The organism is Streptomyces olindensis, assembly GCF_040645895.1.
Lineage (GTDB): Bacteria > Actinomycetota > Actinomycetes > Streptomycetales > Streptomycetaceae > Streptomyces > Streptomyces olindensis.
Window position 1 is genome coordinate 43612 of record NZ_JBEYZD010000049.1, and the last position, 18865, is coordinate 62476.

General features: G+C 73.6%; 18 protein-coding genes and 6 tRNA genes. 15 read left to right on the forward strand and 9 right to left on the reverse strand.

Annotated features, from left to right (window positions below):
- The first annotated feature begins 320 nt into the window (after positions 1-320).
- The 4 genes from cobT (at position 321) to ABZ948_RS27920 (ending at position 7462) form a co-directional block, all read left to right on the forward strand.
- Positions 321-4613, forward strand: coding sequence for a nicotinate-nucleotide--dimethylbenzimidazole phosphoribosyltransferase (cobT, locus tag ABZ948_RS27905; RefSeq protein WP_359763970.1), 4293 nt, complete (start codon positions 321-323; stop codon positions 4611-4613).
- A gap of 310 nt (positions 4614-4923) precedes the next feature.
- On the forward strand, positions 4924-6165 hold the full coding sequence (gene cobA / locus ABZ948_RS27910; protein WP_359763972.1) for a uroporphyrinogen-III C-methyltransferase: 1242 nt from the start codon (positions 4924-4926) through the stop codon (positions 6163-6165).
- A gap of 63 nt (positions 6166-6228) precedes the next feature.
- The gene (locus ABZ948_RS27915; protein WP_359763974.1) at positions 6229-7047 is read left to right on the forward strand and encodes a TrmH family RNA methyltransferase; all 819 of its coding nucleotides are present in this window, start codon (positions 6229-6231) and stop codon (positions 7045-7047) included.
- A gap of 10 nt (positions 7048-7057) precedes the next feature.
- On the forward strand, positions 7058-7462 hold the full coding sequence (locus ABZ948_RS27920; protein ID WP_359763976.1) for an NUDIX domain-containing protein: 405 nt from the start codon (positions 7058-7060) through the stop codon (positions 7460-7462).
- A gap of 27 nt (positions 7463-7489) precedes the next feature.
- Here the strand turns inward: ABZ948_RS27920 and ABZ948_RS27925 are convergent, their stop codons facing one another.
- A complete protein-coding gene (locus tag ABZ948_RS27925) occupies positions 7490-8938 on the reverse strand; it encodes a serine/threonine-protein kinase (protein WP_359763978.1) in 1449 nt (482 codons plus the stop codon).
- Between the two features lie 195 nt (positions 8939-9133).
- Between ABZ948_RS27925 and ABZ948_RS27930 the strand changes: the two genes are divergently transcribed.
- From ABZ948_RS27930 to ABZ948_RS27945, 4 genes are all read left to right on the forward strand, one after another.
- Positions 9134-9373 carry a DUF8836 family protein gene (locus tag ABZ948_RS27930; RefSeq protein WP_359763980.1) on the forward strand — a complete coding sequence of 80 codons (240 nt, stop codon included), beginning with the start codon at positions 9134-9136 and terminating at the stop codon, positions 9371-9373.
- Positions 9374-9607: 234 nt separating this feature from the next.
- Positions 9608-9817: a hypothetical protein gene (locus ABZ948_RS27935; RefSeq protein ID WP_031114762.1), complete on the forward strand. Its 210-nt coding sequence runs from the start codon at positions 9608-9610 to the stop codon at positions 9815-9817.
- Positions 9818-10309: 492 nt separating this feature from the next.
- Complete coding sequence (locus tag ABZ948_RS27940) at positions 10310-11251, forward strand: phosphotransferase family protein (RefSeq protein ID WP_359763982.1); 942 nt, start codon at positions 10310-10312, stop codon at positions 11249-11251.
- 79 nt (positions 11252-11330) lie between these two features.
- Positions 11331-11621, forward strand: a complete 291-nt coding sequence (locus tag ABZ948_RS27945; protein ID WP_351348659.1) for a TFIIB-type zinc ribbon-containing protein — start codon at positions 11331-11333, stop codon at positions 11619-11621.
- 61 nt (positions 11622-11682) lie between these two features.
- Here the strand turns inward: ABZ948_RS27945 and ABZ948_RS27950 are convergent.
- From ABZ948_RS27950 to ABZ948_RS27970, 5 genes are all read right to left on the reverse strand, one after another.
- Positions 11683-11754, reverse strand: a tRNA-Val gene (locus ABZ948_RS27950).
- Between the two features lie 43 nt (positions 11755-11797).
- Positions 11798-11869: transfer RNA gene (locus ABZ948_RS27955), tRNA-Val, on the reverse strand.
- 26 nt (positions 11870-11895) lie between these two features.
- A tRNA-Val gene (locus ABZ948_RS27960) sits at positions 11896-11967 on the reverse strand.
- 1 nt (position 11968) lies between these two features.
- Positions 11969-12042, reverse strand: a tRNA-Cys gene (locus tag ABZ948_RS27965).
- Positions 12043-12079: 37 nt separating this feature from the next.
- Positions 12080-12152: transfer RNA gene (locus ABZ948_RS27970), tRNA-Gly, on the reverse strand.
- A gap of 177 nt (positions 12153-12329) precedes the next feature.
- On the opposite strand from ABZ948_RS27970, the gene ABZ948_RS27975 reads away from it, so the two are divergent.
- From ABZ948_RS27975 to ABZ948_RS27985, 3 genes are read left to right on the forward strand one after another with little or no spacing between them, the layout of a single operon-like run.
- On the forward strand, positions 12330-13373 hold the full coding sequence (locus ABZ948_RS27975) for a chorismate-binding protein (RefSeq protein ID WP_359763984.1): 1044 nt from the start codon (positions 12330-12332) through the stop codon (positions 13371-13373).
- Entirely contained in the window at positions 13370-14191 is an 822-nt protein-coding gene (locus tag ABZ948_RS27980) for an aminotransferase class IV (RefSeq protein WP_359763986.1), read from the forward strand. The genes ABZ948_RS27975 and ABZ948_RS27980 overlap by 4 nt, the downstream gene beginning before the upstream one ends.
- Positions 14192-14245: 54 nt before the next feature.
- The gene (locus ABZ948_RS27985) at positions 14246-15070 is read left to right on the forward strand and encodes a GNAT family N-acetyltransferase (RefSeq protein WP_359763988.1); all 825 of its coding nucleotides are present in this window, start codon (positions 14246-14248) and stop codon (positions 15068-15070) included.
- A 38-nt stretch (positions 15071-15108) separates the two neighbouring features.
- On the opposite strand, the gene ABZ948_RS27990 is transcribed toward ABZ948_RS27985, so the two are convergent.
- On the reverse strand, positions 15109-15633 hold the full coding sequence (locus ABZ948_RS27990; protein WP_359763990.1) for a DsbA family protein: 525 nt from the start codon (positions 15631-15633) through the stop codon (positions 15109-15111).
- A 231-nt stretch (positions 15634-15864) separates the two neighbouring features.
- Between ABZ948_RS27990 and ABZ948_RS27995 the strand changes: the two genes are divergently transcribed.
- Complete coding sequence (locus ABZ948_RS27995) at positions 15865-16302, forward strand: hypothetical protein (protein WP_359763992.1); 438 nt, start codon at positions 15865-15867, stop codon at positions 16300-16302.
- Between the two features lie 152 nt (positions 16303-16454).
- Positions 16455-16631 carry a hypothetical protein gene (locus ABZ948_RS28000; protein WP_359763994.1) on the forward strand — a complete coding sequence of 59 codons (177 nt, stop codon included), beginning with the start codon at positions 16455-16457 and terminating at the stop codon, positions 16629-16631.
- Between the two features lie 74 nt (positions 16632-16705).
- Here ABZ948_RS28000 and ABZ948_RS28005 read toward each other — a convergent pair whose 3' ends face one another.
- The gene (locus ABZ948_RS28005) at positions 16706-17266 is read right to left on the reverse strand and encodes a CGNR zinc finger domain-containing protein (protein ID WP_359763995.1); all 561 of its coding nucleotides are present in this window, start codon (positions 17264-17266) and stop codon (positions 16706-16708) included.
- Positions 17267-17553: 287 nt separating this feature from the next.
- Complete coding sequence (locus ABZ948_RS28010; RefSeq protein ID WP_004002642.1) at positions 17554-17967, reverse strand: SsgA family sporulation/cell division regulator; 414 nt, start codon at positions 17965-17967, stop codon at positions 17554-17556.
- Between the two features lie 191 nt (positions 17968-18158).
- Here ABZ948_RS28010 and ABZ948_RS28015 point away from each other — a divergent pair, with 191 nt between their 5' ends.
- Positions 18159-18617, forward strand: a complete 459-nt coding sequence (locus ABZ948_RS28015) for a TIGR02611 family protein (RefSeq protein ID WP_359763997.1) — start codon at positions 18159-18161, stop codon at positions 18615-18617.
- A gap of 87 nt (positions 18618-18704) precedes the next feature.
- Positions 18705-18776 (forward strand) — tRNA-Val (locus ABZ948_RS28020).
- Positions 18777-18865 lie beyond the last annotated feature (89 nt).

Below are 18865 nucleotides of genomic sequence, written 5' to 3' on the forward strand. Positions count from 1 at the left end.
CTGGCCGATCGCTGCACCGCACGCGGACGCCCGGCACTTCGTCGGTCAATGTCCGGAAAACCTACCCGTTTTGGGGTGGGTGTGGTACGGCAGAACCGGAGGACGCGCAACGTGGCGCAGTCCACAGCGGAACCGTCACGGATCGAGCTGCCGTGAGGGTGCCACGGCCGCAACAATGCCAGTGAATGGCTTTGTCGCCTTTTCCGGGCGGGCCGCTCGTGCCGCTGGGGACGCACGCTCGTTCTCCACTGTGGGGCGGTCGGTGCGCCGTTCCGGGTGAGCTGGTCGTAGGAGCACTAACCGATGGGCGAGGGGTACGCATGACCGACACCGGCCAGGTCCCGGGCGAGGGACTGCCGGAGAACGCAGGCATGGTGGATCAGCCGGGCGCCCCCGCGCACGGTGCGTACGCCTACCTCTCCGACAACTCCGCCGAGGACGAAGACCTGCTGTTGCCGGGCGCCCAGGGCGCCTGGGGCAACGAGGTCCCCCCGCCCGCGCCGGAACCGGTCGTCGAGGCCGTCCACGAGCCGGGCCCGCACGAGATCTCCGGCCGCGACAGCGGCTCGGTCGACCTCAGTGGCGTCCGGCTGCCCGACCCTCCGCCGATCCCGCCCATCACCCCGCGCCGGCCGCTGCACCTCGGCCCGCCCCTGCCCGACAGCTCCGCCAGCCCGGTCCGCTCCCTCGCCGACCGCGGCCCCGCGGACGCGCCCGTACGGCAGCCCGCGGCGCCGTCGGCCGGCCCCGAGTACCTCGACGTCCCGCGCGCCCCGGAGGCGCCCTCGGCGCCGGCGGCGCCCTGGGGCGTACAGGTCGCGCCCGCCGCCCAGGTGAGCGCCGGGGCGGCGCCTGCGGAAACGGTTGTTCCGGCAGCCGAGCCGGTCGGCGCGGCCCAGGCCGTGGTGGCCCGGGTGGCGACGGAGGCCGCGCAGGGGGCTGTGCAGGGGGCCGTGCAGGGGGTTCACGCCGAGCAGCCCGCGCAGGGCGCGGCGCCTGTGGGCGAGCCCGCCGGGGGCCAGGTGGCCGCCGCCGGGGCGGCGCAGGACGTTCCCGCGCAGGGGACGGCGGCCGAGGGCGACGCCGCCGGTGCGGTCGCCGCTCCGGACGCGGGCCAGGTGGCCGTGGCCGAGGCCGGGCAGGCCGAGGCGGCTGCGGGCGGCCCCGCCGGGGCGGGCGTCGCCCCGGACTCCGGCCAGGCCGCTGCCGCCCCGGATGTGGTGCCGGCGCCGGTCGAGGCGCCGGTTCCGGTCGTTGAGGGTGCGGGGCAGGATGGTGAGCCGGGACAGCCGGCCGCTTCTCCCGAGGCCTCGGGGCTCGGTGCCGCCGACGACTCCGCCGACGATTCCGCCGCAGGCGGCGAGCAGGTCCCGGCCGCCGGTGCGGAGCAGGGCGCGGCGCCCGCCCCCGCTCCGGAGGCCGCACCGGCCCCGGAAGCGGTCCCGTTCCCCGACGCTGCGACCGGGCCGGAGCAGAGTGTCGTCGCGGCGCCCGAGGCGGTGACCGGGGCGGAGGGCGGCGGCCCGGAGGCCGTTGCGCAGGAGCCGGGCGCTGTTCCCCAGGTTCCGGGTGCGGTGGCTGCCGAGGGCGTTGACGAGGTACCGGAGCCGGTGGCTCAGGACGCTGTCGCCCAGGCACCTGACGCGGTGAACCCTGCAGCTGACGCCCAGACACCTGACGTCGCCACCCCGGCACCTGACGCGACTGCTGCTGACGCCGTCGCCGAGTCGCCTGCCGCGGTGGGTCCCGAGACTGCCGTCGAGGCGCCGGACGCGGTGACCCCCGAGGCCGCCGCCCAGGACGCCCAGGCCCCCGAAGCGGCAAGCCCCGAGGCTGCCCCCCCGACGTCGGCGCCGGTCGTCGGCCCGGACGCTGCCGCACCGGCCGTCGGCTCCGAGGCCGCCGCACCGGCCGGACCCATGCCCGCCCCTGAGGCCGCCGCGCAGCAGCCGGTCACCCCCGGCGGCGAGGCGGACCCCCAGACTCCCGAAGAACCCACGGCGCCTGACGCCGAGGCAGCCCCGCAGGGCCCCGAGGTGACGGCTCAGCAGACCGCCATGCCCGCCGCCGAGGTGCCAGCCCCCGAAGCGCCCACCCCTGACGCCACCGCCCCGGCAGCCGAGCCCGTCGGCCCGGAAGCTGTCGCTCCGGCAGCAGCCGAGCCGGTCGCCGAGGAAGCAGTCGCGCTGCCCGCCGAGGCACCGACGCCGGCCGACGCAGCGGAGCCCGCCGAGACAGCCGCCCCCGCCGACGTACCGGCAGCCGCCGCCCCCGTCGACGCACCGGAGACCACCGCCCCAGCCGAGCCCCCTGCCGTAGCCGCGCCCGTCGAGACCGCCGACACGGCCACCCCCGGCTCACCGACCGAGGCCCCCGAGCCCCCCGCGCCCGCCCCGGCGGCCGAGGCACCGGCTGAGTCGCCTGCCGACGCACCCGCCGAAACGCCACCCGCGCCCGAGCCGGTGGCTGCCGCGCCCGAGCCGGTGACCCCCACCCCCGAGACAGCCGAAGCCACCCCCGAGACCGCCGAAGCCGCCCCCTCCCCGGCAGGCCCGGAAGCACCCGCACACGCACCCGCACCCGCGGCCCCCGCCCCGGCATCCTCCGAGGACGTCACCGTCGTCCTCCCCGCCCCGACCCCGGAGGAACACGGCGGCCACCCGGTCCAGGGACCGCAGCAGTCCCAGCCGGCACAGCCCGGAGCACCGGAAGCCCCGGCGCCCGTCGCCACCGTCCCGGCCCCCCGCGACGGCGACACCGAACTCGCGCAGAACGCCGACGACCTGGACACCCGGGCCGCCGATCAGGACGACCTGGCGGACCAGGAACACCACCGAGGAGAGAGCGCGGCCGCAGTGGCAGAAGCACGACAGTCCTCCGGACCCGCCGCCCCCGGCTACGACCCCGCCGAGCGCGAGGCCGTACTGAAGGTCATGCGCGAACGCCGCGACATCCGCAACGGCTTCCGCAGTGACCCCATCCCGCACGAGGTGCTGCTCCGCGTCCTGGAGGCCGCCCACCACGCGCCCTCCGTGGGCCACTCGCAGCCCTGGGACTTCGTCGTCATCCGCTCCGCCGACACCCGGCGGGCCATGCACGAACTGGCCATGCGCCAGCGCGACGCGTACGCGAAGTCCCTGCCCAAGGGCCGGGCCAAGCAGTTCAAGGAACTGAAGATCGAGGCCATCCTCGACACCCCGGTGAACATCGTCGTCACCGCCGACCCGACCCGCGGCGGCCGCCACACCCTCGGCCGCCACACACAGCCCCAGATGGCCCCCTACTCGGCGGCCCTGGCCGTGGAGAACCTCTGGCTCGCCGCCCGCGCCGAAGGCCTCGGCGTCGGCTGGGTCAGCTTCTTCGACGAGCGCGAGATGGTCCGCGCCCTGGGGCTGCCCGAGCACCTCGAAGTCATCGCCTACCTGTGCGTCGGTTACGTCGACGAGTTCCCGGACGAGCCCGAGCTGCTGCAGGCGGGCTGGTCCAAGCGCCGCCCGCTGTCCTGGGTCGTGCACGAGGAGACGTACGGCCGCCGCGCCCTTCCCGGAGAGGAACCGCACGACCTGCTCGCCGAGACCGTGGCGCAGATCCGCCCGCTGGACGCCAAGGCGCTCGGCGAGGCGTGGGAGCGCCAGAAGCGCATGACCAAGCCGGCCGGTGCCCTGGGCATGCTGGAGATCATCTCCGCCCAGCTGTCGGGCCTGTCCCGCCAGTGCCCGCCGCCCATCCCGGAGCCCGCCGCCGTCGCGATCTTCGCCGGCGACCACGGTGTGCACGCGCAGGGGGTCACCCCCTGGCCGCAGGAGGTCACGGCCCAGATGGTGGCCAACTTCCTCGGCGGCGGCGCCGTCTGCAACGCCTTCGCCACCCAGGTCGGCGCCGAGGTCTGCATCGTCGACGTGGGCGTCGCCGCCGACCTCCCGGCCACCCCGGGGCTGCTGCCCCGCAAGATCCGGGGCGGCACGTCCGACATGACGACCGGCCCCGCGATGACCCGCGAGGAGGCCAAGCAGGCCATCGAGGTCGGCATCGACACCGCCCGCGACCTGGTCGCGGCCGGCAACAAGGCCCTGCTCACCGGTGAGATGGGCATCGGGAACACGACCGCGTCCGCCGCGCTGATCTCCGTCTTCACGGGAGCGGACCCGGCCGAGGTCACGGGCCGGGGCACCGGCATCAACGACGAGACCCTCGCCCGCAAGACCGAGGTCGTCCGCCGCGCCCTCGAACTCCACCAGCCCGACCCGGCCGACCCGATCGGCGTGCTCGCCGCGATCGGCGGCTTCGAACACGCCGCCATCGTCGGCCTCCTCCTCGGCGGCGCGTCCCTGCGCACGCCGGTGATCCTCGACGGCGTCAGCGCCGGGGCCGCCGCCCTGGTCGCCCGCGCGATCGCCCCGGAGGTCCTGGCCGCGTGCATCGCGGGCCACCGCAGCGCCGAGCCGGGCCACGTGGCGGCCCTCAACAAGCTGGGCCTGCGCCCCCTGGTCGACCTCGACCTGCGCCTGGGCGAGGGCACGGGCGCCCTGCTGGCCCTGCCGCTGGTCCAGAGCACGGCGCGGGCGATGCACGAGGTGGCGACGTTCGACTCGGCAGGGGTGACCGAGAAGTAGGTGCCGCGGTCCGTGGGCGGCCGCCGCAGCGCGGCACACCTCCCACGGACCGCCCGCCGGTCTCACGGACCGCCCGCCGGTCTCACGGACCACCTGCCGGTCTCACGGACCGCCCGCCGGTCTCACGGACCACCTGCCGGTCTCACGGACCACCCGCCGGTCTCACGGACCACCTGCCGGTCTCACGGACCACCCGCCGGCGGACGACCCCGGTGCCCAGCCACTGGACCCCCCGCCCCGCCATGCCTCCCGCCGACTAAAATCCGCACGTCAGGGCCACCGCACCGCCATCACCAGGAGCCGCACCCCCATGGCCGAACACCCCGCCTACCCCGTAGGCCTCCGCCTCACCGGCCGCCGCGTGGTCGTCCTCGGCGGCGGCCAGGTCGCCCAGCGCCGTCTCCCCGCGCTCATCGCGGCCGGCGCGGACGTCCTCCTCGTGTCCCCCGAGGCCACCCCCTCCGTCGAGGCGATGGCGGACGCCGGCGAGATCACCTGGGAGAAGCGCCCGTACGCGGAAGGCGACCTCGCGGACGCCTGGTACGCCCTCATCGCCACCGGCGACACGGAGGCGAACGCCCGCGCCTCGGCCGAGGCGGAGCGCCACCGCGTCTGGTGCGTCCGCTCCGACGACGCCGACCAGGCGACGGCGTGGACCCCGGCCACCGGCCACAGCGAGGGCGTCACGATCGCCGTCCTCACCACCGACGCGCGCGGCCGCGACCCCCGCCACACCGCCGCCATCCGTGACGCGGTCGTCGAGGGCCTGCGCGACGGCACGCTCGTCGCCCCGCACCACCGCACCCGCACGCCCGGAGTCGCCCTGGTCGGCGGCGGCCCCGGCGACCCGGACCTGATCACCGTGCGCGGCCGCCGTCTGCTCGCCGAGGCCGACGTGGTCATCACCGACCACCTCGGCCCGCGCGACCTGCTCGCCGAGCTCCCGTCGAGCGTCGAGGTGATCGACGCGGCGAAGCTGCCGTACGGCCGGTTCATGGCCCAGGAGGCCATCAACGACGCCCTGATCGAGTACGCCAAGCAGGGCAAGTCGGTCGTACGGCTCAAGGGCGGCGACCCCTTCGTCTACGGGCGCGGCATGGAGGAGGTCCAGGCGCTGACCGAGGCCGGCGTCCCGTGCACGGTCGTGCCCGGCATCTCCAGCTCCATCTCGGTCCCCGGCGCCGCCGGCATCCCGGTCACCCACCGGGGCGTCGCCCACGAGTTCACGGTGGTCAGCGGCCACATCGCCCCCGACGACGAGCGCTCCCTGGTCGACTGGCCGTCCCTCGCCAAGCTGACCGGCACGCTGGTGATCCTCATGGGCGTCGCCACGATCGGGAAGGTCGCCGAGACGCTCATCGCGCACGGCAAGTCCCCGGACACGCCCGTCGCCCTGGTCCAGGAAGGCACGACGGCCGGTCAGCGCCGCGTCGACGCGACCCTGGCGACGGTCGCGGAGACCGTGCGGACCGAGGACGTGAAGCCCCCGGCGGTCATCGTCGTCGGCGAGGTCGTGAAGGTCGGCCCCACGCCCACCGCACCCCGCGAGTAACCCCGGGTAACACAACCGTTCCGAGCCGTTGGCACCGCACCCAGGACAAGGCAGTATCACCCTGTGGCCGATCTCATCACCGTCGAGGATCCCGACGACCCGCGCCTGCGCGACTACACCGGTCTGACCGACGTGGAGCTGCGCCGCAAGCGCGAACCCGCCGAGGGCCTGTTCATCGCCGAGGGCGAGAAGGTCATCAGGAGGGCCAAGGAAGCGGGCTACGAGATGCGGTCCATGCTGCTCTCGGCCAAGTGGGTCGACGTCATGCGGGACGTCATCGACGAACTCCCGGCCCCCGTCTACGCGGTCAGCCCCGAACTCGCCGAGCAGGTCACCGGCTACCACGTGCACCGCGGGGCGCTGGCCTCCATGCAGCGCAAGCCCCTGCCCACGGCCGCCGGCCTCCTGCGGAGCGCCCGCCGCGTCGTCATCATGGAGTCGGTCAACGACCACACCAACATCGGCGCGATCTTCCGCTCGGCCGCCGCCCTCGGCATGGACGCGGTCCTGCTCTCCCCGGACTGCGCCGACCCGCTCTACCGTCGCAGCGTGAAGGTCTCCATGGGCGCGGTCTTCTCCGTGCCGTACGCCCGCCTCGACACCTGGCCCAAGGGCCTGGAGTCGGTCCGCGAGGCGGGCTTCACCCTCCTCGCCCTCACCCCGGACGAGAAGGCCCGGGCCCTCGACGAGGCCGCCCCGCACACCATGGACCGCGTGGCCCTCATGCTCGGCGCCGAGGGCGACGGCCTGTCCACCCAGGCCCTGGTCGCCGCCGACGAGTGGGTCCGCATCCCCATGTCCCACGGCGTCGACTCCCTCAACGTGGGCGCGGCGGCCGCCGTGGCCTTCTACGCCGTGGCCACCGGCCGCCCCCAGGTCTAGGACCCCGCCCATGGCACAGCGCGAGGCGATGCGCGAGGCGATCGTCGCCGTACTTCTGCGCGGGGAGCGCGTGCTCGCGATCCGGCGCGGCCCGGCCGTCGCACGCCCCGGCTACTGGCAGCCGCTCAGCGGCAAGGTCGAACCGGGGGAGACCCAGGAGCAGGCCGTCGCCCGCGAGGTGCGCGAGGAGGTCGGCCTCACCGTCGTGCCGCTGGCCAAGGTGTGGGAGTCGGAGACCGACGACCGGCGCTTCCGTCTCCACTGGTGGACCGCCCGCGCGGACACCGGCGAGGTGGTCCCCGACCCGGCCGAGGTCGCCGAGGCCCGCTGGGTCACGCCGGAGGAGTTCCTCGCCCTGGACCCGGTCTTCGACGGTGACCGCGCGTTCTTCGAGCGGATCCTGCCCGGACTCTGACATCCGGTCACCTGCGGGGCCGCCGCCCTACGGCCGGTAGTCCCGCGGTGCCGGATCCTGCTGCACGTGCTCCTGCTGCACCTGCTCCTGCCGTACGCCGGCTCCGTCACCGCCGAGCCCGCGCGCCGGACCCTGGCAGCCCTGCACCAGCGCGATGCCGACCGCCACCAGCAGCGTGACCACGACGAACACGAACAGCCGCTGCCGCAGCAGCCGCGGATTGGCGGGCCGCAGCCCGGTCCCCGTGTTCCGGGACGGGGAACGCCCGGTACCGCTGTGCGGGGCGGGACGGCTGCCGCTGCCCGAGCGCGTTCCGTTGCGCCCGGTGGGCGTGGGCCGGGACCCGGAACCCCCGGTGCGTGACGGGGTGCCGCCACGCGGGGCGCCGCGGCCACTGGCCGGAGCAGCGCCGCGGGGCGCTCGGCCCACCGGGTTGGCCGTGCCCTGCGCACCGGTCCTGCGCCGGGGCTGCCCGCCGTCCTCCGCGGGCGAGGACCCCCGCGGCGGGGGAGTCCCGCGGCCCCGCTGCGCGCCGGAAGCCCCCACGCCCTGCTGCCCCTGCGGACGCCGGGTGCGCTCGGGATAGGTGCCGGTGGGCCGGTCGGCCTCGCCGCCGCGCGGCGCAGGCGGACGCACGCCGGCGAGGTCCTGGGACTCGCGGGCCGCGATCTCCTTCAGCCGCATGGAGAGTTGGAGCGTGCTGGGCCGCTCCTCGGGGTCCTTCGCGAGGCAGGCCCGGACGAGCGGGGCCAGCGCGTCGGGTACGCCGTGCAGCTGCGGTTCCTCGTGCACGACGCGGTACAGCATCACCTCGGAACTGCCGTGGCCGAAGGGCGAGTCGCCCATCGAGGCGTACGCGAGCGTGGCGCCCAGCGAGAACACGTCCGTGGCCGGCGTGACGGCCGCCCCGCGCACCTGCTCCGGCGCGAGGAAGCCGGGCGAGCCGACCGCCGTGCCGACATGGGTCAGCGTCGAGGCGCCGGTCGCCCAGGCGATGCCGAAGTCGATGATCCGCGGCCCCTTCGGGGACAGCAGGATGTTGGACGGCTTCAGGTCCCGGTGCACCACCCCGGCCTCGTGCACGGCGACCAGGCCCTCCGACAGGGCGGCGCCGACGGCGGCGACATCGGCCGCGCCGAGGGGTCCCTCGGCGGCGACCTTGTCGTGCAGCGAGGGGCCGGGGACGTACTGCGTGGCGAACCAGGGCCGGTCCGCGTCAAGGTCGGCCGCGACGAGCCGTGCCGTGCATCCCCCGCGGATCCGTCGTGCCGCCGAGACCTCACGGGCGAAGCGCGAGCGGAACTCCTGGTCCTCCGCCAGGTCCGGTCGGATGACCTTGAGCGCGACCCGCTGCCCCTTCTTGTCGGAGCCGAGGTAGACCACGCCCATTCCACCCGCGCCGAGCCGTCTGTGAAGCCTGAACGAGCCGACGACGCGCGGGTCCTCGCGCCTCAGGCGCATCATCGCCATGTTCATCCCCGCTGCCCGGTCCTGTGACGAGCCACAGCTTACGTTTCCACGGCCGCCCGCGCGCAGAGGCCGCGCCCTCTCAGGGTGATGGATTGTCAGTGGTGGGTGGGAGACTTGAAAGGTGGTCAGGGAGGGCGTGAAGAGGCGGACTTCGCGTCGTGAGTGATCCCAACCACCCGTCGCAGAAGGGGGATTGGTCCTGTGAAGGGTGATCGAGTGGAGATAGTCGTGGATGCGGGGGACACGACGCGCACCTACGAGGTGGTGGCAAGCAGGGCGGGCCGCAGGGTGGAGACGGCGGTACGCCGAGGTGTCGTGGAAGTGAGCGAAGTCACCCGTAGCGGGACGGTCGTACGTACCGCCCGCTTCATGGCGAATCGGGTGCTGGCGCTGGTGGAACAGCCGGTTCCGCGCGAGGACAGCTCGGACAAAGAGGGGTGATCCGGTCACCCCGTCGGGGAAGACCCTGAGACCCGCCTCCCCGTCTCCACCCAGGGGAGTACATCGCAGGTGACGGCTCATCCTCGGGGAGGCCCGCCAATCGGTACGAGGGCATGACGCCGGGGAGGGGCCGGGCGCCTAGATTTGAGGTCAAGCGGCGGGTGCAGCACTCGTCCCCCGAGGTCAGACGCCCGCCGCTGCCAACGACAACTGAGAACGGTCAGGAGAGGGACCATGGCCCACACGGCACCGCGGACACTGATCCGCGAGGAGGGACGCAAGGTGTACGCCGCCGCGTTCCGCCGCCGCCGTCAGGGCCGTCGCCACCCCGTGGTGGCGACGCTGATGGCCCTTCCCCTGGCGGTCCTGCTCCTCGTCGTCTTCGACGGCTGGGAGACAGTGGCCACACAGGCGTCGTCCGTGGGCGAGATGCTGGGGCGCTGAGCGGCGACCCCAGGCCCGGAAGAGCGGTCCGGGCGGGGACATCCACCCATGAAACCCCGTGGGGACGGGGGTGCGGCGGACGGCACAAATGCCGGCGCAGCTGGGGAGCTGCGCCGGCATTGCTTTTGCCTGAAGAACTCGGGCGAGACACCCCGTTCCGCCGGGCGGCGGCCCCCGGCCCCCAGCGCCGACGCCGCACCCGGAACGATTCAGCGATCCACGCGCGCCCGGAACCAACCACCCGACCCACGCGCCTCCGGAACGATCCTCGCGATCCACGCGCACCGGGAACCAACCACCCGACCCACGCGCCTCCGGAACGATCCTCGCGATCCACGCGCACCGGGAACCAACCACCCGACCCACGCGCCTCCGGACGATCCTCGCGATCCACGCGCACCGGGAACCAACCACCCGACCCACGCGCGCCCGGAACCATCCACGACCGCGCACCCGGAACCATCCACGCGGCCCAGGCCGTACCCTCACCCCGTGACACCCGCCCCGGACCTGCTCATACCCGCCCTCACCGCCCGAGCGCAGGCCACCGCACACGCCCGCTCCTCGTCCTGCCCCTGCGGCGCGGCCACCCTCGCGGACCGCCCCGACGGCACCGTCGTACGCCACGGCGACACCGTCGCCAAGGCTCACCCCCCGGGCACCAGCCCCACCGAGCTGACCAGCCGGCTCGCCGTCGCCTCCGGCCACCCCGGCATCCTCCTGCCCCCGCTCGCCCCCGCCCCCCTCGACCTGCACGACCGGCTGGTCACGCTCTGGCCCTACGGCACCCCCGTCGACCCGGACGACCCGGACGCCGCGCCCTGGGAAGCCGCCGCCACCCTCCTCGCCCGGCTGCACCGCACCCCGGCCCCCGAGGGCCTCCCGCCCATGCGCGGCCCCGCCAAGGCGGCCCGGGCCGTCGCCCGGCTCCGCGCGGCGGGCGCGCACCCCGCGGCCGCCCCCGTCCTGCGCGCCTGGGGCACCCTCCCCGCCTGGGCCCGCGCCGAGACGCCTCAGCCCGACGCCACGACCCTCTGCCACGGCGACCTCCACCTCGGCCAGCTCGTACGCCATCCCGCCCCCACCGGCCCCTGGCTGCTGATCGACGTGGACGACCTCGGCGTCGGCGTCCCGGCCTGGGACCTGGCCCGCCCCGCGGCCTGGTACGCCTGCGGGCTCCTCCCGCCCGACGAATGGGCCCGCTTCCTCACCGCCTACCAGCAGGCAGGCGGCCCGGCCGTCCCCGCCGACGGCGACCCCTGGCCCGCTCTCGACACCCCCGCCCGCGCCCTCACCGTGCAGACCGCGGCCCGGACCGTCGCCAAGGCGGTCGCGGCAGGCCGGCCCCTGGACGAGGTGGAGCAGGCGGTCGTGGACGCCTGTGACCGAATGGCTGCCGTCCCGCCGCAGTTGGCGCAGGAGTACGCGAAGTAGGGTGCAACCGACCACAGCGGGACAGAGTCTGTCCTGGCGAGAGGCGAAGCAGGACCGACCGGCGAGGAGTTGAACGACCATGCAGTGTCCGAAGTGCCGTGCGCCGATGCACACGTACAACCGCAACGGTGTCCAGATCGAGCAGTGCAGCGGCTGCCGCGGGATCTTTCTCGACTACGGCGAGCTGGAGTCGCTGACCCGCCTGGAGGCCCAGTGGTCCCAGCCCGCCCCTCCGCCCCCACCGGCCCCGCAGGCCTACCCGGCCCCTCCGGCCCCCGCCTGGGGAGCCCCGCACGGTGGCCACGGCCACCACGGCCACCACGGTCACCACCGCCACAAGAGCTTCGGGCACATGCTGTTCTCGTCCTGACCGGACTCCCGACACGACGAAGCCCCCGGCCGTAGGTACGGCCGGGGGCTCCGGTGTGATGTGGACGATACTGGGATTGAACCAGTGACCTCTTCCGTGTCAGGGAAGCGCTCTCCCGCTGAGCTAATCGTCCTCGGGACCATGACCACGCACTGGAGCGGATCATGGGCACTGCGTGCGCGATACTGGGATTGAACCAGTGACCTCTTCCGTGTCAGGGAAGCGCTCTCCCGCTGAGCTAATCGCGCGGGTCGGGATCTTCGAGAAGATCCAGTGGACGATACTGGGATTGAACCAGTGACCTCTTCCGTGTCAGGGAAGCGCTCTCCCGCTGAGCTAATCGTCCTTGGAGGTGGAGACGGGATTTGAACCCGTGTAGACGGCTTTGCAGGCCGTTGCCTCGCCTCTCGGCCACTCCACCAGGAGTGTAGGGGACCGGGAAGCCCCCTGTTCCTTCGAGCGGACGACGAGGTTCGAACTCGCGACCTCAACCTTGGCAAGGTTGCGCTCTACCAACTGAGCTACGTCCGCTTGTCGTTTCGGTCCGCCCTCGCGGCCCGGCGACGTGTTGAACTCTAGCGGATTCCGGGGCCAGTACAAAAACGCGTTTGTGCAGCGTGCTGCGCTTCACCTGCTCAGGGACGTCGCGGAGCCTCCGGAAGGGACACGTCCCGGTCACCCGCCGGTCACCCGCCATAGACTCGATGCGTGCTCGACCTCCCTCCTCTGGCCCGCTTCGGCGACCGCGTCGCCACCGGGCTCCTCGACGTCACCGACGATCCCGAAGCCCTGGAATCCAGCGGTTTCTGGGCCGTCTGCGCCGACTTCGAGGGCCGTCTGACCTGCGCCCGCTTCCGGGAGGTGCGACAGGCGGACGTGCCGGTGCCGGTGCCCGGGGCCTGGCACGGGCCGGCGGCCGGCGACTGGACGTCGTCGCTCGACCGCGCCGCGTACACGGCCGGAGTGCGGCGCATCCGCGAGCACATCGCGGCCGGCGAGGTCTACCAGGCGAACCTGTGCCGGGTGCTGTCCGCGCCCGTGCGGCCCGGCGCCGACGTCGACGCCCTCACCGCACTGCTGGCCCGCGGCAACCCGGCACCGTTTGCAGGAACGATCCGCCTGCCCGGTCACGGCGTGGAGATCGCGACCGCCTCTCCCGAGCTGTTCCTGCGGCGCGAGGGGCGGACCGTTCTGTCCGGGCCGATCAAGGGCACCGGCCGCACGGAGGCGGACCTGCTGGAGAAGGACTACGCCGAGAACGTCATGATCGTGGACCTCGTCCGCAACGACATCGGGCGGGTCTGCGCCACGGGCAGCGTGACGGTGCCCGACCTGTGTGCCGTCGAGAAGCACCCGGGGCTGGTCCACCTCGTGTCGACGGTCCGCGGTGAGCTGCGGGACGGGGCCGGCTGGGCCGAGCTGCTCGGCGCGGCCTTCCCGCCCGGCTCCGTCACCGGCGCGCCCAAGTCCAGTGCCCTGCGGATCATCGACACGCTGGAGACGGCGCCCCGCGGCCCGTACTGCGGGGGGATCGGCTGGGTCGACGCCGACCGCGGGACCGGCGAGCTGGCCGTCGGCATCCGCACCTTCTGGATCGACCGGGCCGAGGGCATGCTGCGCTTCGGCACCGGCGCCGGCATCACCTGGGGCTCCGATCCCGAGGGGGAGTGGCGGGAGACCGAGCTGAAGGCGGCCCGGCTGCTCGCGATAGCGTCGGGAGAGTACGACGTGAGTGGAGGGGACCTGACGTGAAGATCTGGCTCGACGGCGGGCTGCAGGACATCGAGTCCGCCCGCGTCTCCGTCTTCGACCACGGACTGACCGTGGGCGACGGCATCTTCGAGACGGTGAAGGCCGTGGACGGCCGGGCGTTCGCGCTCACCCGGCACCTCGACCGGCTCACCCGCTCCGCGCGCGGCCTCGGACTGCCCGACCCGGACCACGACGAGGTGCGCCGCGCCTGTGCCGCCGTCCTGGACGCCAACCCCGTGCCGCTCGGCCGCCTCCGCATCACCTACACCGGCGGCCACGGCCCGCTCGGCTCCGACCGCGGCGACCACGGCCCGACCCTCGTCGTCGCCCTCGGCGAGACGACCCGCCGCCCCGACTCCACCGCCGTGATCACGGTCCCCTGGACCCGCAACGAACGCGGCGCGCTCACCGGACTGAAGACCACCTCGTACGCCGAGAACGTCGTCGCCCTGGCCCGCGCCCGCGAACAGGGCGCCTCCGAGGCCCTGTTCGGCAACACGGTGGGCCGGCTCTGCGAGGGCACCGGGTCGAACGTCTTCGTCGTCCTCGACGGCGAGATCCACACCCCGCCGCTCGCCTCGGGCTGCCTCGCGGGCATCACGCGGGCGCTCACCATCGAGTGGACCGGCGCCGAGGAGACGGATCTGCCGCTGGACGTCCTGGCACGGGCCGACGAGGTCTTCCTGACGTCCACCCTGCGCGACGTGCAGGCCGTGCACCGCGTCGACGACCGTGAGCTGCCCGGCGCGCCGGGCCCGGTGACCGCCAAGGCCATGCGGATCTTCGAGGAGCGGTCCGGGGACGACCTGGATCCCTGACAGCCCGCGCTTATTGGGCTGAACAGCGGCGCGGTTGCGGGTAGAACACCCCTGATGACCACGACCCTGCGGCCGACCGAGCCGCTTCAGCAGAATGCCGACGGGACGCGCTCGCGCCGCTACCAGGTGTGCGTGAACAGCCGTCCCGTCGGGGCGATACACCTCGGCACCCACCCCGTGTTCGGCGACGCGGTGGCCCGGATCATGAACCTGCGCATCGAGGAGCCCGACCGCAGACGCGGCCGCGGCACGGTGGCCGCGCTGGCCGCCGAGGAGGTGGCCCGCGGGTGGGGGTGCCGCCGCATCGAGGCGTCGGTGCCCGCCGAGGCCGAGGCGGCGGTCCGGCTCGCCACCGCGCTCGGTTACGTCGTGCGCAACCGCCTCATGGAGAAAGCGCTCGGCGACGCCCCGCCGGACCTGCCCGAGGGCAGCCGTGCCCGGCCCATGACCGAGGCCGAGTTCGTCCCCTGGCTGGAGAAGGGCAAGGAGGACTACGCCCGGAGCTGGATCGAGCGGGGCGTTCCGGAGGCCGAGGCCCGGACCAAGTCCGAGCGGGACCACGCCACCCTGCTGCCCGACGGCCTCGCCACCCCCGGCATGCTCATCAGCGTCGTCGAACACCTGGGGACGCCGGTGGGCGAGCTGTGGCTCGCGCTGCGCGAGAACGCCGCCTTCGTCTTCGACGTCGAGGCCCACGCCGCCCACCGGGGGAAGGGACACGGCCGCACCCTCATGCTGCTGGCCGAGGCCCAGGCGATCGCCGAGGGCCGGCGGACCATCGGCCTCAACGTCTTCGCCGGCAACACCCCGGCCGAACGGCTCTACGCGTCACTCGGCTACGAGACCAAGCAGTACGCCATGTACAAGCCGCTGCTGTAGCGGCCCGGACCCGGGGGAGCGGGGCCGGGCGGCGACGGTCAGCCCTCCTGCCCGGCCAGCAGCCGGTCCGCGATCTCCTCGATCCGCGTCCGCAGGCCCTCCTGGCTCTTGCCCCCGTCGAGCCGCTCACCGCCGATGACGTACGTCGGGGTGCCGGTCACGCCGATCGCCTTGCCCTCGGCCTGGTCGGCGTCCACGATCAGGATGTGCCGGCCGTCGATCAGCGCGGTGTCGAACTCCTCGGCGTCCAGGCCCAGTTCCCGGGCCACCTCGACCAGGAAGGGTTCCCCCTTACGGCCCAGCTCCTCGACCCGGCCCAGCACGGCCTCGACGTACGGCCACCCCTGCCCCTGCTCCCACGCCTCCTCGACGGCCTGCGCGGCGGCGAAGGAGTGCTTGTGCTTCTCCAGCGGGAAGTGCCGCAGCCGCAGTTCCAGACGGTCGCCGTAGCGGGCGCGCAGGGCACGGAGATCGTCCAGAGCGGTGCGGCAGTCCGGGCACTGCAGCTCGCACCAGACCTCGAGGACGGCAACGGAGGGACGGTCGGGGGAGGAGTCGCTCATGCCGACAGTCTCCCAGCAGCTCCGGTCTCCGCCCCAATCGGACTCCCGGCCTCCGGGACCACCGCAGGGCGAGCGGTGCCCTAGGGGTGGAGATCGCACCGGCACCTGCGGACGAGCCGACCCGGAGATGTCCCTGATGTCGGGCCGGAGCATGGCCCGGCGGGGTGCGGCGGGTGCAGGATGGAAGGGACGAAGTGCCCCTGCTCGACCGCGCCACGCCTGGAGGACCGGATGATTGCCGAGACCGTCTGCTCCGCCGTGTCCGCGGCAGGCCTGGGCATCGCGGCCATCACGGCGTACCGCAAGCGTTTCCTCGCGGCGACGCGGATCGCGGCGTACTCACTCGTGCCGATCGGCCTGGTGATGACGGGTGTCGTCGAGTGGCTGGCCGACACCGCCTTCAGCCCGACGGCCTGGGCCGGTTTCGGGGTGCTCGGCGTCGCGTGGGTGCTGTTCACGACCACGCGTGCGGTGGAGCGCCGCCGCGGCGGCACCCGCAAGGAGCGCAGGGCGGCCCGCGCCGCGGCTCAGCCCGAGGCGGTGGCCCCCGGGGCCTCGGCGCCCTCCCTGGGACAGGGCTCCGGTCCGGCGGCCCGGCCCGCGGCGGCGCCCCGGGGAGACGAGGACTTCAGCGACATCGAGGCCATCCTCAAGAAGCACGGCATATGACGCCCGCGCCCGGCCCGAACCGTCACAGTGGGTCCGCCGGCGCGCGGAAGTGATCACAACCTGACCCGGACCTCACGCAATCGACGCACTCCCGCACGGAACGAGGGCGCTGATCGCGTCCGGCACGGCGACTGCGCCATCATCGCCGCGAGATGCTGGACACGACGGAACAGAGCGACCCCGCCCCGCCGCGGGACGAGCCACGCCCCCCGCGGGACGAGCCACGTGGTTGCCTCTTCGCCCTTTCCCAGCCACCGCTGATGATCTTCCTGGCGGTGATCGGGTGTCTGCTGCTCATGGCCTCGTTGCACGATCTGCTGTTGCTGTGAGCCGTACCCGCGGTACCCGGCGCCACCCGCCGGGACCGCGTCGGCATCGAAGACCCGCCCCGGCGCCTCCCGGTTCAGCCCGCGGCTTCCTTCCGGCGCGCCCGGTACGCGGCCACGTGCAGGCGGTTTCCGCAGGTACGGCTGTCGCAGTAGCGCCGCGAGCGGTTGCGGGACAGATCGACGAAGGCGCGCCGGCAGTCGGGCGCCTCGCAGCGCCGCAGTCGCTCCTGCTCTCCGGCGACCACGAAGAAGGCCAGCGCCATCCCGCAGTCGGCGGCCAGGTGGTCGGCCACGGAGGCGCCGGGCGCGAAGTAGTGGACATGCCAGTCGTAGCCGTCGTGGTCCGTGAGCCGGGGCGTGGTGCCGGCGGCCGCGACCAGCTCGTTGATCAGGCCTGCGGCGGTCCGGGCGTCGGGGGCCGAGAAGACGGCGGCGAACCGGCCGCGGACCTTCCGGACCGCGGAGAGGTCGAAATCCGAGAGCACCCCGACGTCGCTGATCTCGTGGTTGCGTACGAAGTCCGCGAGGGTCGCCACGTCCGGCAGCCCGTCCGCCGCCGAGTCGTCCTCCGGCGCGGTGTTCACCAGATCCACCACGGTGTCGAGGGCGCACCGGGTGTCATGGGTGATCAGCACGATTCGCTCCCTGGCCTGGGTCTCGGGCGGGCGCCCGCGGATGCTGGCCGATGGTAACGGCTCCACCACCGTCGGAAGGCCCTCATGCCCGCACATGGCTTCGAATACAACGCCGACCGGTCCGGCGTGGTTCCCGTCCCGCCCGCGGTCGGCCCCAGGTCGGACGCGAACCGGCGCCGGCCCGCGTGAGCCGCGGTGCCGGCGCCGGTGTGTCCCGTATGCGGTTGTCCTGGCCCGAGCCGTCTCCCCGAGTCGACGGCGCCGGGCGGCTTTGTGGGGGCCTCGCCCTAGCTCTCCGCCAGGATGTGCGAGAGCTCCTGGTCGAGATCGAAATGCCGGTGCTCCGTGCCGGGCGGCACGGCGGCGTCGGTCCGCTTCAGGAAGGACTCCAGGGCCCGTGCCGGGGCCTCGAGCAGGGCCTCGCCCTCCGGGGAGCTCAGGGCGATGCACACGACGCCCTGACCGTGGCTGCGCGACGGCCAGACGCGGACGTCGCCGGTGCCCGTAGGGCGGTGAAGTCCCTCGGCGAGGAGGTCGCGGGCGAACACCCACTCGACGGTCTCCTCGGCTCCGGTGTGGAAGGTGGCGTGCACGGCGTAGGGGTCGGCCGTGTCGTACCGCAGGCCTGCGGGGACAGGCAGGGAGGACTCGCTCGACACAACGAGGCGCAGGTGCAGCTCGCAGCTGACCGTGGTGTTCATAAGCGCCAGGGCCTTTCGCTCAGTGTGCGCTCGGGGATTCGCACGTCGGCGAAATCGACATGCCACCTACGGTGCCGTTGTAAACCCCTCTGAGTGTTTTGCGTGCCTTTACGTAACTCTTCCGGCCGAGAGATCGTTCGCGTCGTGCGTCCATTCCGGTGACTGGTTTCGCTCGGGTAGTGTTTGGCTGTATGAATACGGGGAGTGACGAGCCGGGCGAGGTGGCCGTGGCGTCGGACGAAATGGGGACGGAAGAGGTGCACGGCGAGCAGGAGCGGGGGCTCGGCTCGCGGGCGCCGGAATTCATCAAGGCGCGCCGCCTGCTGCACGTGAGCTGGCAGGTCGGCGTCTTCATCATCGGGCTCGCGGTCGTCGTGACGGGCATCATCATGCTGCCCCTGCCCGGGCCGGGCTGGGTCGTGATCTTCGGCGGCATGGCGATCTGGGCGACGGAGTTCGTGTGGGCGCAGCTGGTGCTCCGCTGGACCAAGCGGAAGGTCACCGAGGCGGCTCAGCGGGCCCTCGACCCCAAGGTGCGGCGCCGCAACATCATCCTGACGACCATCGGGGTGGTGATCGTGGCCGTACTGGCCGGTATCTACGTGTGGAAGTTCGGCATCGTCATGCCGTGGAAGATCAAGAACCAGTGAGCGGTGCGGGGGTGCCGATGCCGGCGGGCACCGGCCGGTGCTGGTCACAGGCACCCCCTGACATGGGGTAATGTTCTTCCTGCGTCCGGGCGATTAGCTCAGTGGGAGAGCGCTTCGTTCACACCGAAGAGGTCACTGGTTCGAACCCAGTATCGCCCACCCGGATCGGCGGGACGGGGCTCGTGTACGACTCCCCCGTGCCCAGCATCAGCAGGCCCGAGTCGTCGTGGCCGGCGCCGCCGGTGATC

Coding starts and splice junctions, on each gene's coding strand:
- ABZ948_RS27925 (WP_359763978.1), bottom strand. CDS start 8,938: ATGAACATGGCGATGATGCGCCTGAGGCGCGAGGACCCGCGCGTCGTC.
- ABZ948_RS27985 (WP_359763988.1), top strand. CDS start 14,246: ATGACCACGACCCTGCGGCCGACCGAGCCGCTTCAGCAGAATGCCGAC.
- cobT (WP_359763970.1), top strand. CDS start 321: ATGACCGACACCGGCCAGGTCCCGGGCGAGGGACTGCCGGAGAACGCA.
- ABZ948_RS27920 (WP_359763976.1), top strand. CDS start 7,058: ATGGCACAGCGCGAGGCGATGCGCGAGGCGATCGTCGCCGTACTTCTG.
- ABZ948_RS27995 (WP_359763992.1), top strand. CDS start 15,865: ATGATTGCCGAGACCGTCTGCTCCGCCGTGTCCGCGGCAGGCCTGGGC.
- ABZ948_RS28015 (WP_359763997.1), top strand. CDS start 18,159: ATGAATACGGGGAGTGACGAGCCGGGCGAGGTGGCCGTGGCGTCGGAC.
- ABZ948_RS27990 (WP_359763990.1), bottom strand. CDS start 15,633: ATGAGCGACTCCTCCCCCGACCGTCCCTCCGTTGCCGTCCTCGAGGTC.
- ABZ948_RS28000 (WP_359763994.1), top strand. CDS start 16,455: ATGCTGGACACGACGGAACAGAGCGACCCCGCCCCGCCGCGGGACGAG.
- ABZ948_RS27945 (WP_351348659.1), top strand. CDS start 11,331: ATGCAGTGTCCGAAGTGCCGTGCGCCGATGCACACGTACAACCGCAAC.
- ABZ948_RS27935 (WP_031114762.1), top strand. CDS start 9,608: ATGGCCCACACGGCACCGCGGACACTGATCCGCGAGGAGGGACGCAAG.
- ABZ948_RS28010 (WP_004002642.1), bottom strand. CDS start 17,967: ATGAACACCACGGTCAGCTGCGAGCTGCACCTGCGCCTCGTTGTGTCG.
- cobA (WP_359763972.1), top strand. CDS start 4,924: ATGGCCGAACACCCCGCCTACCCCGTAGGCCTCCGCCTCACCGGCCGC.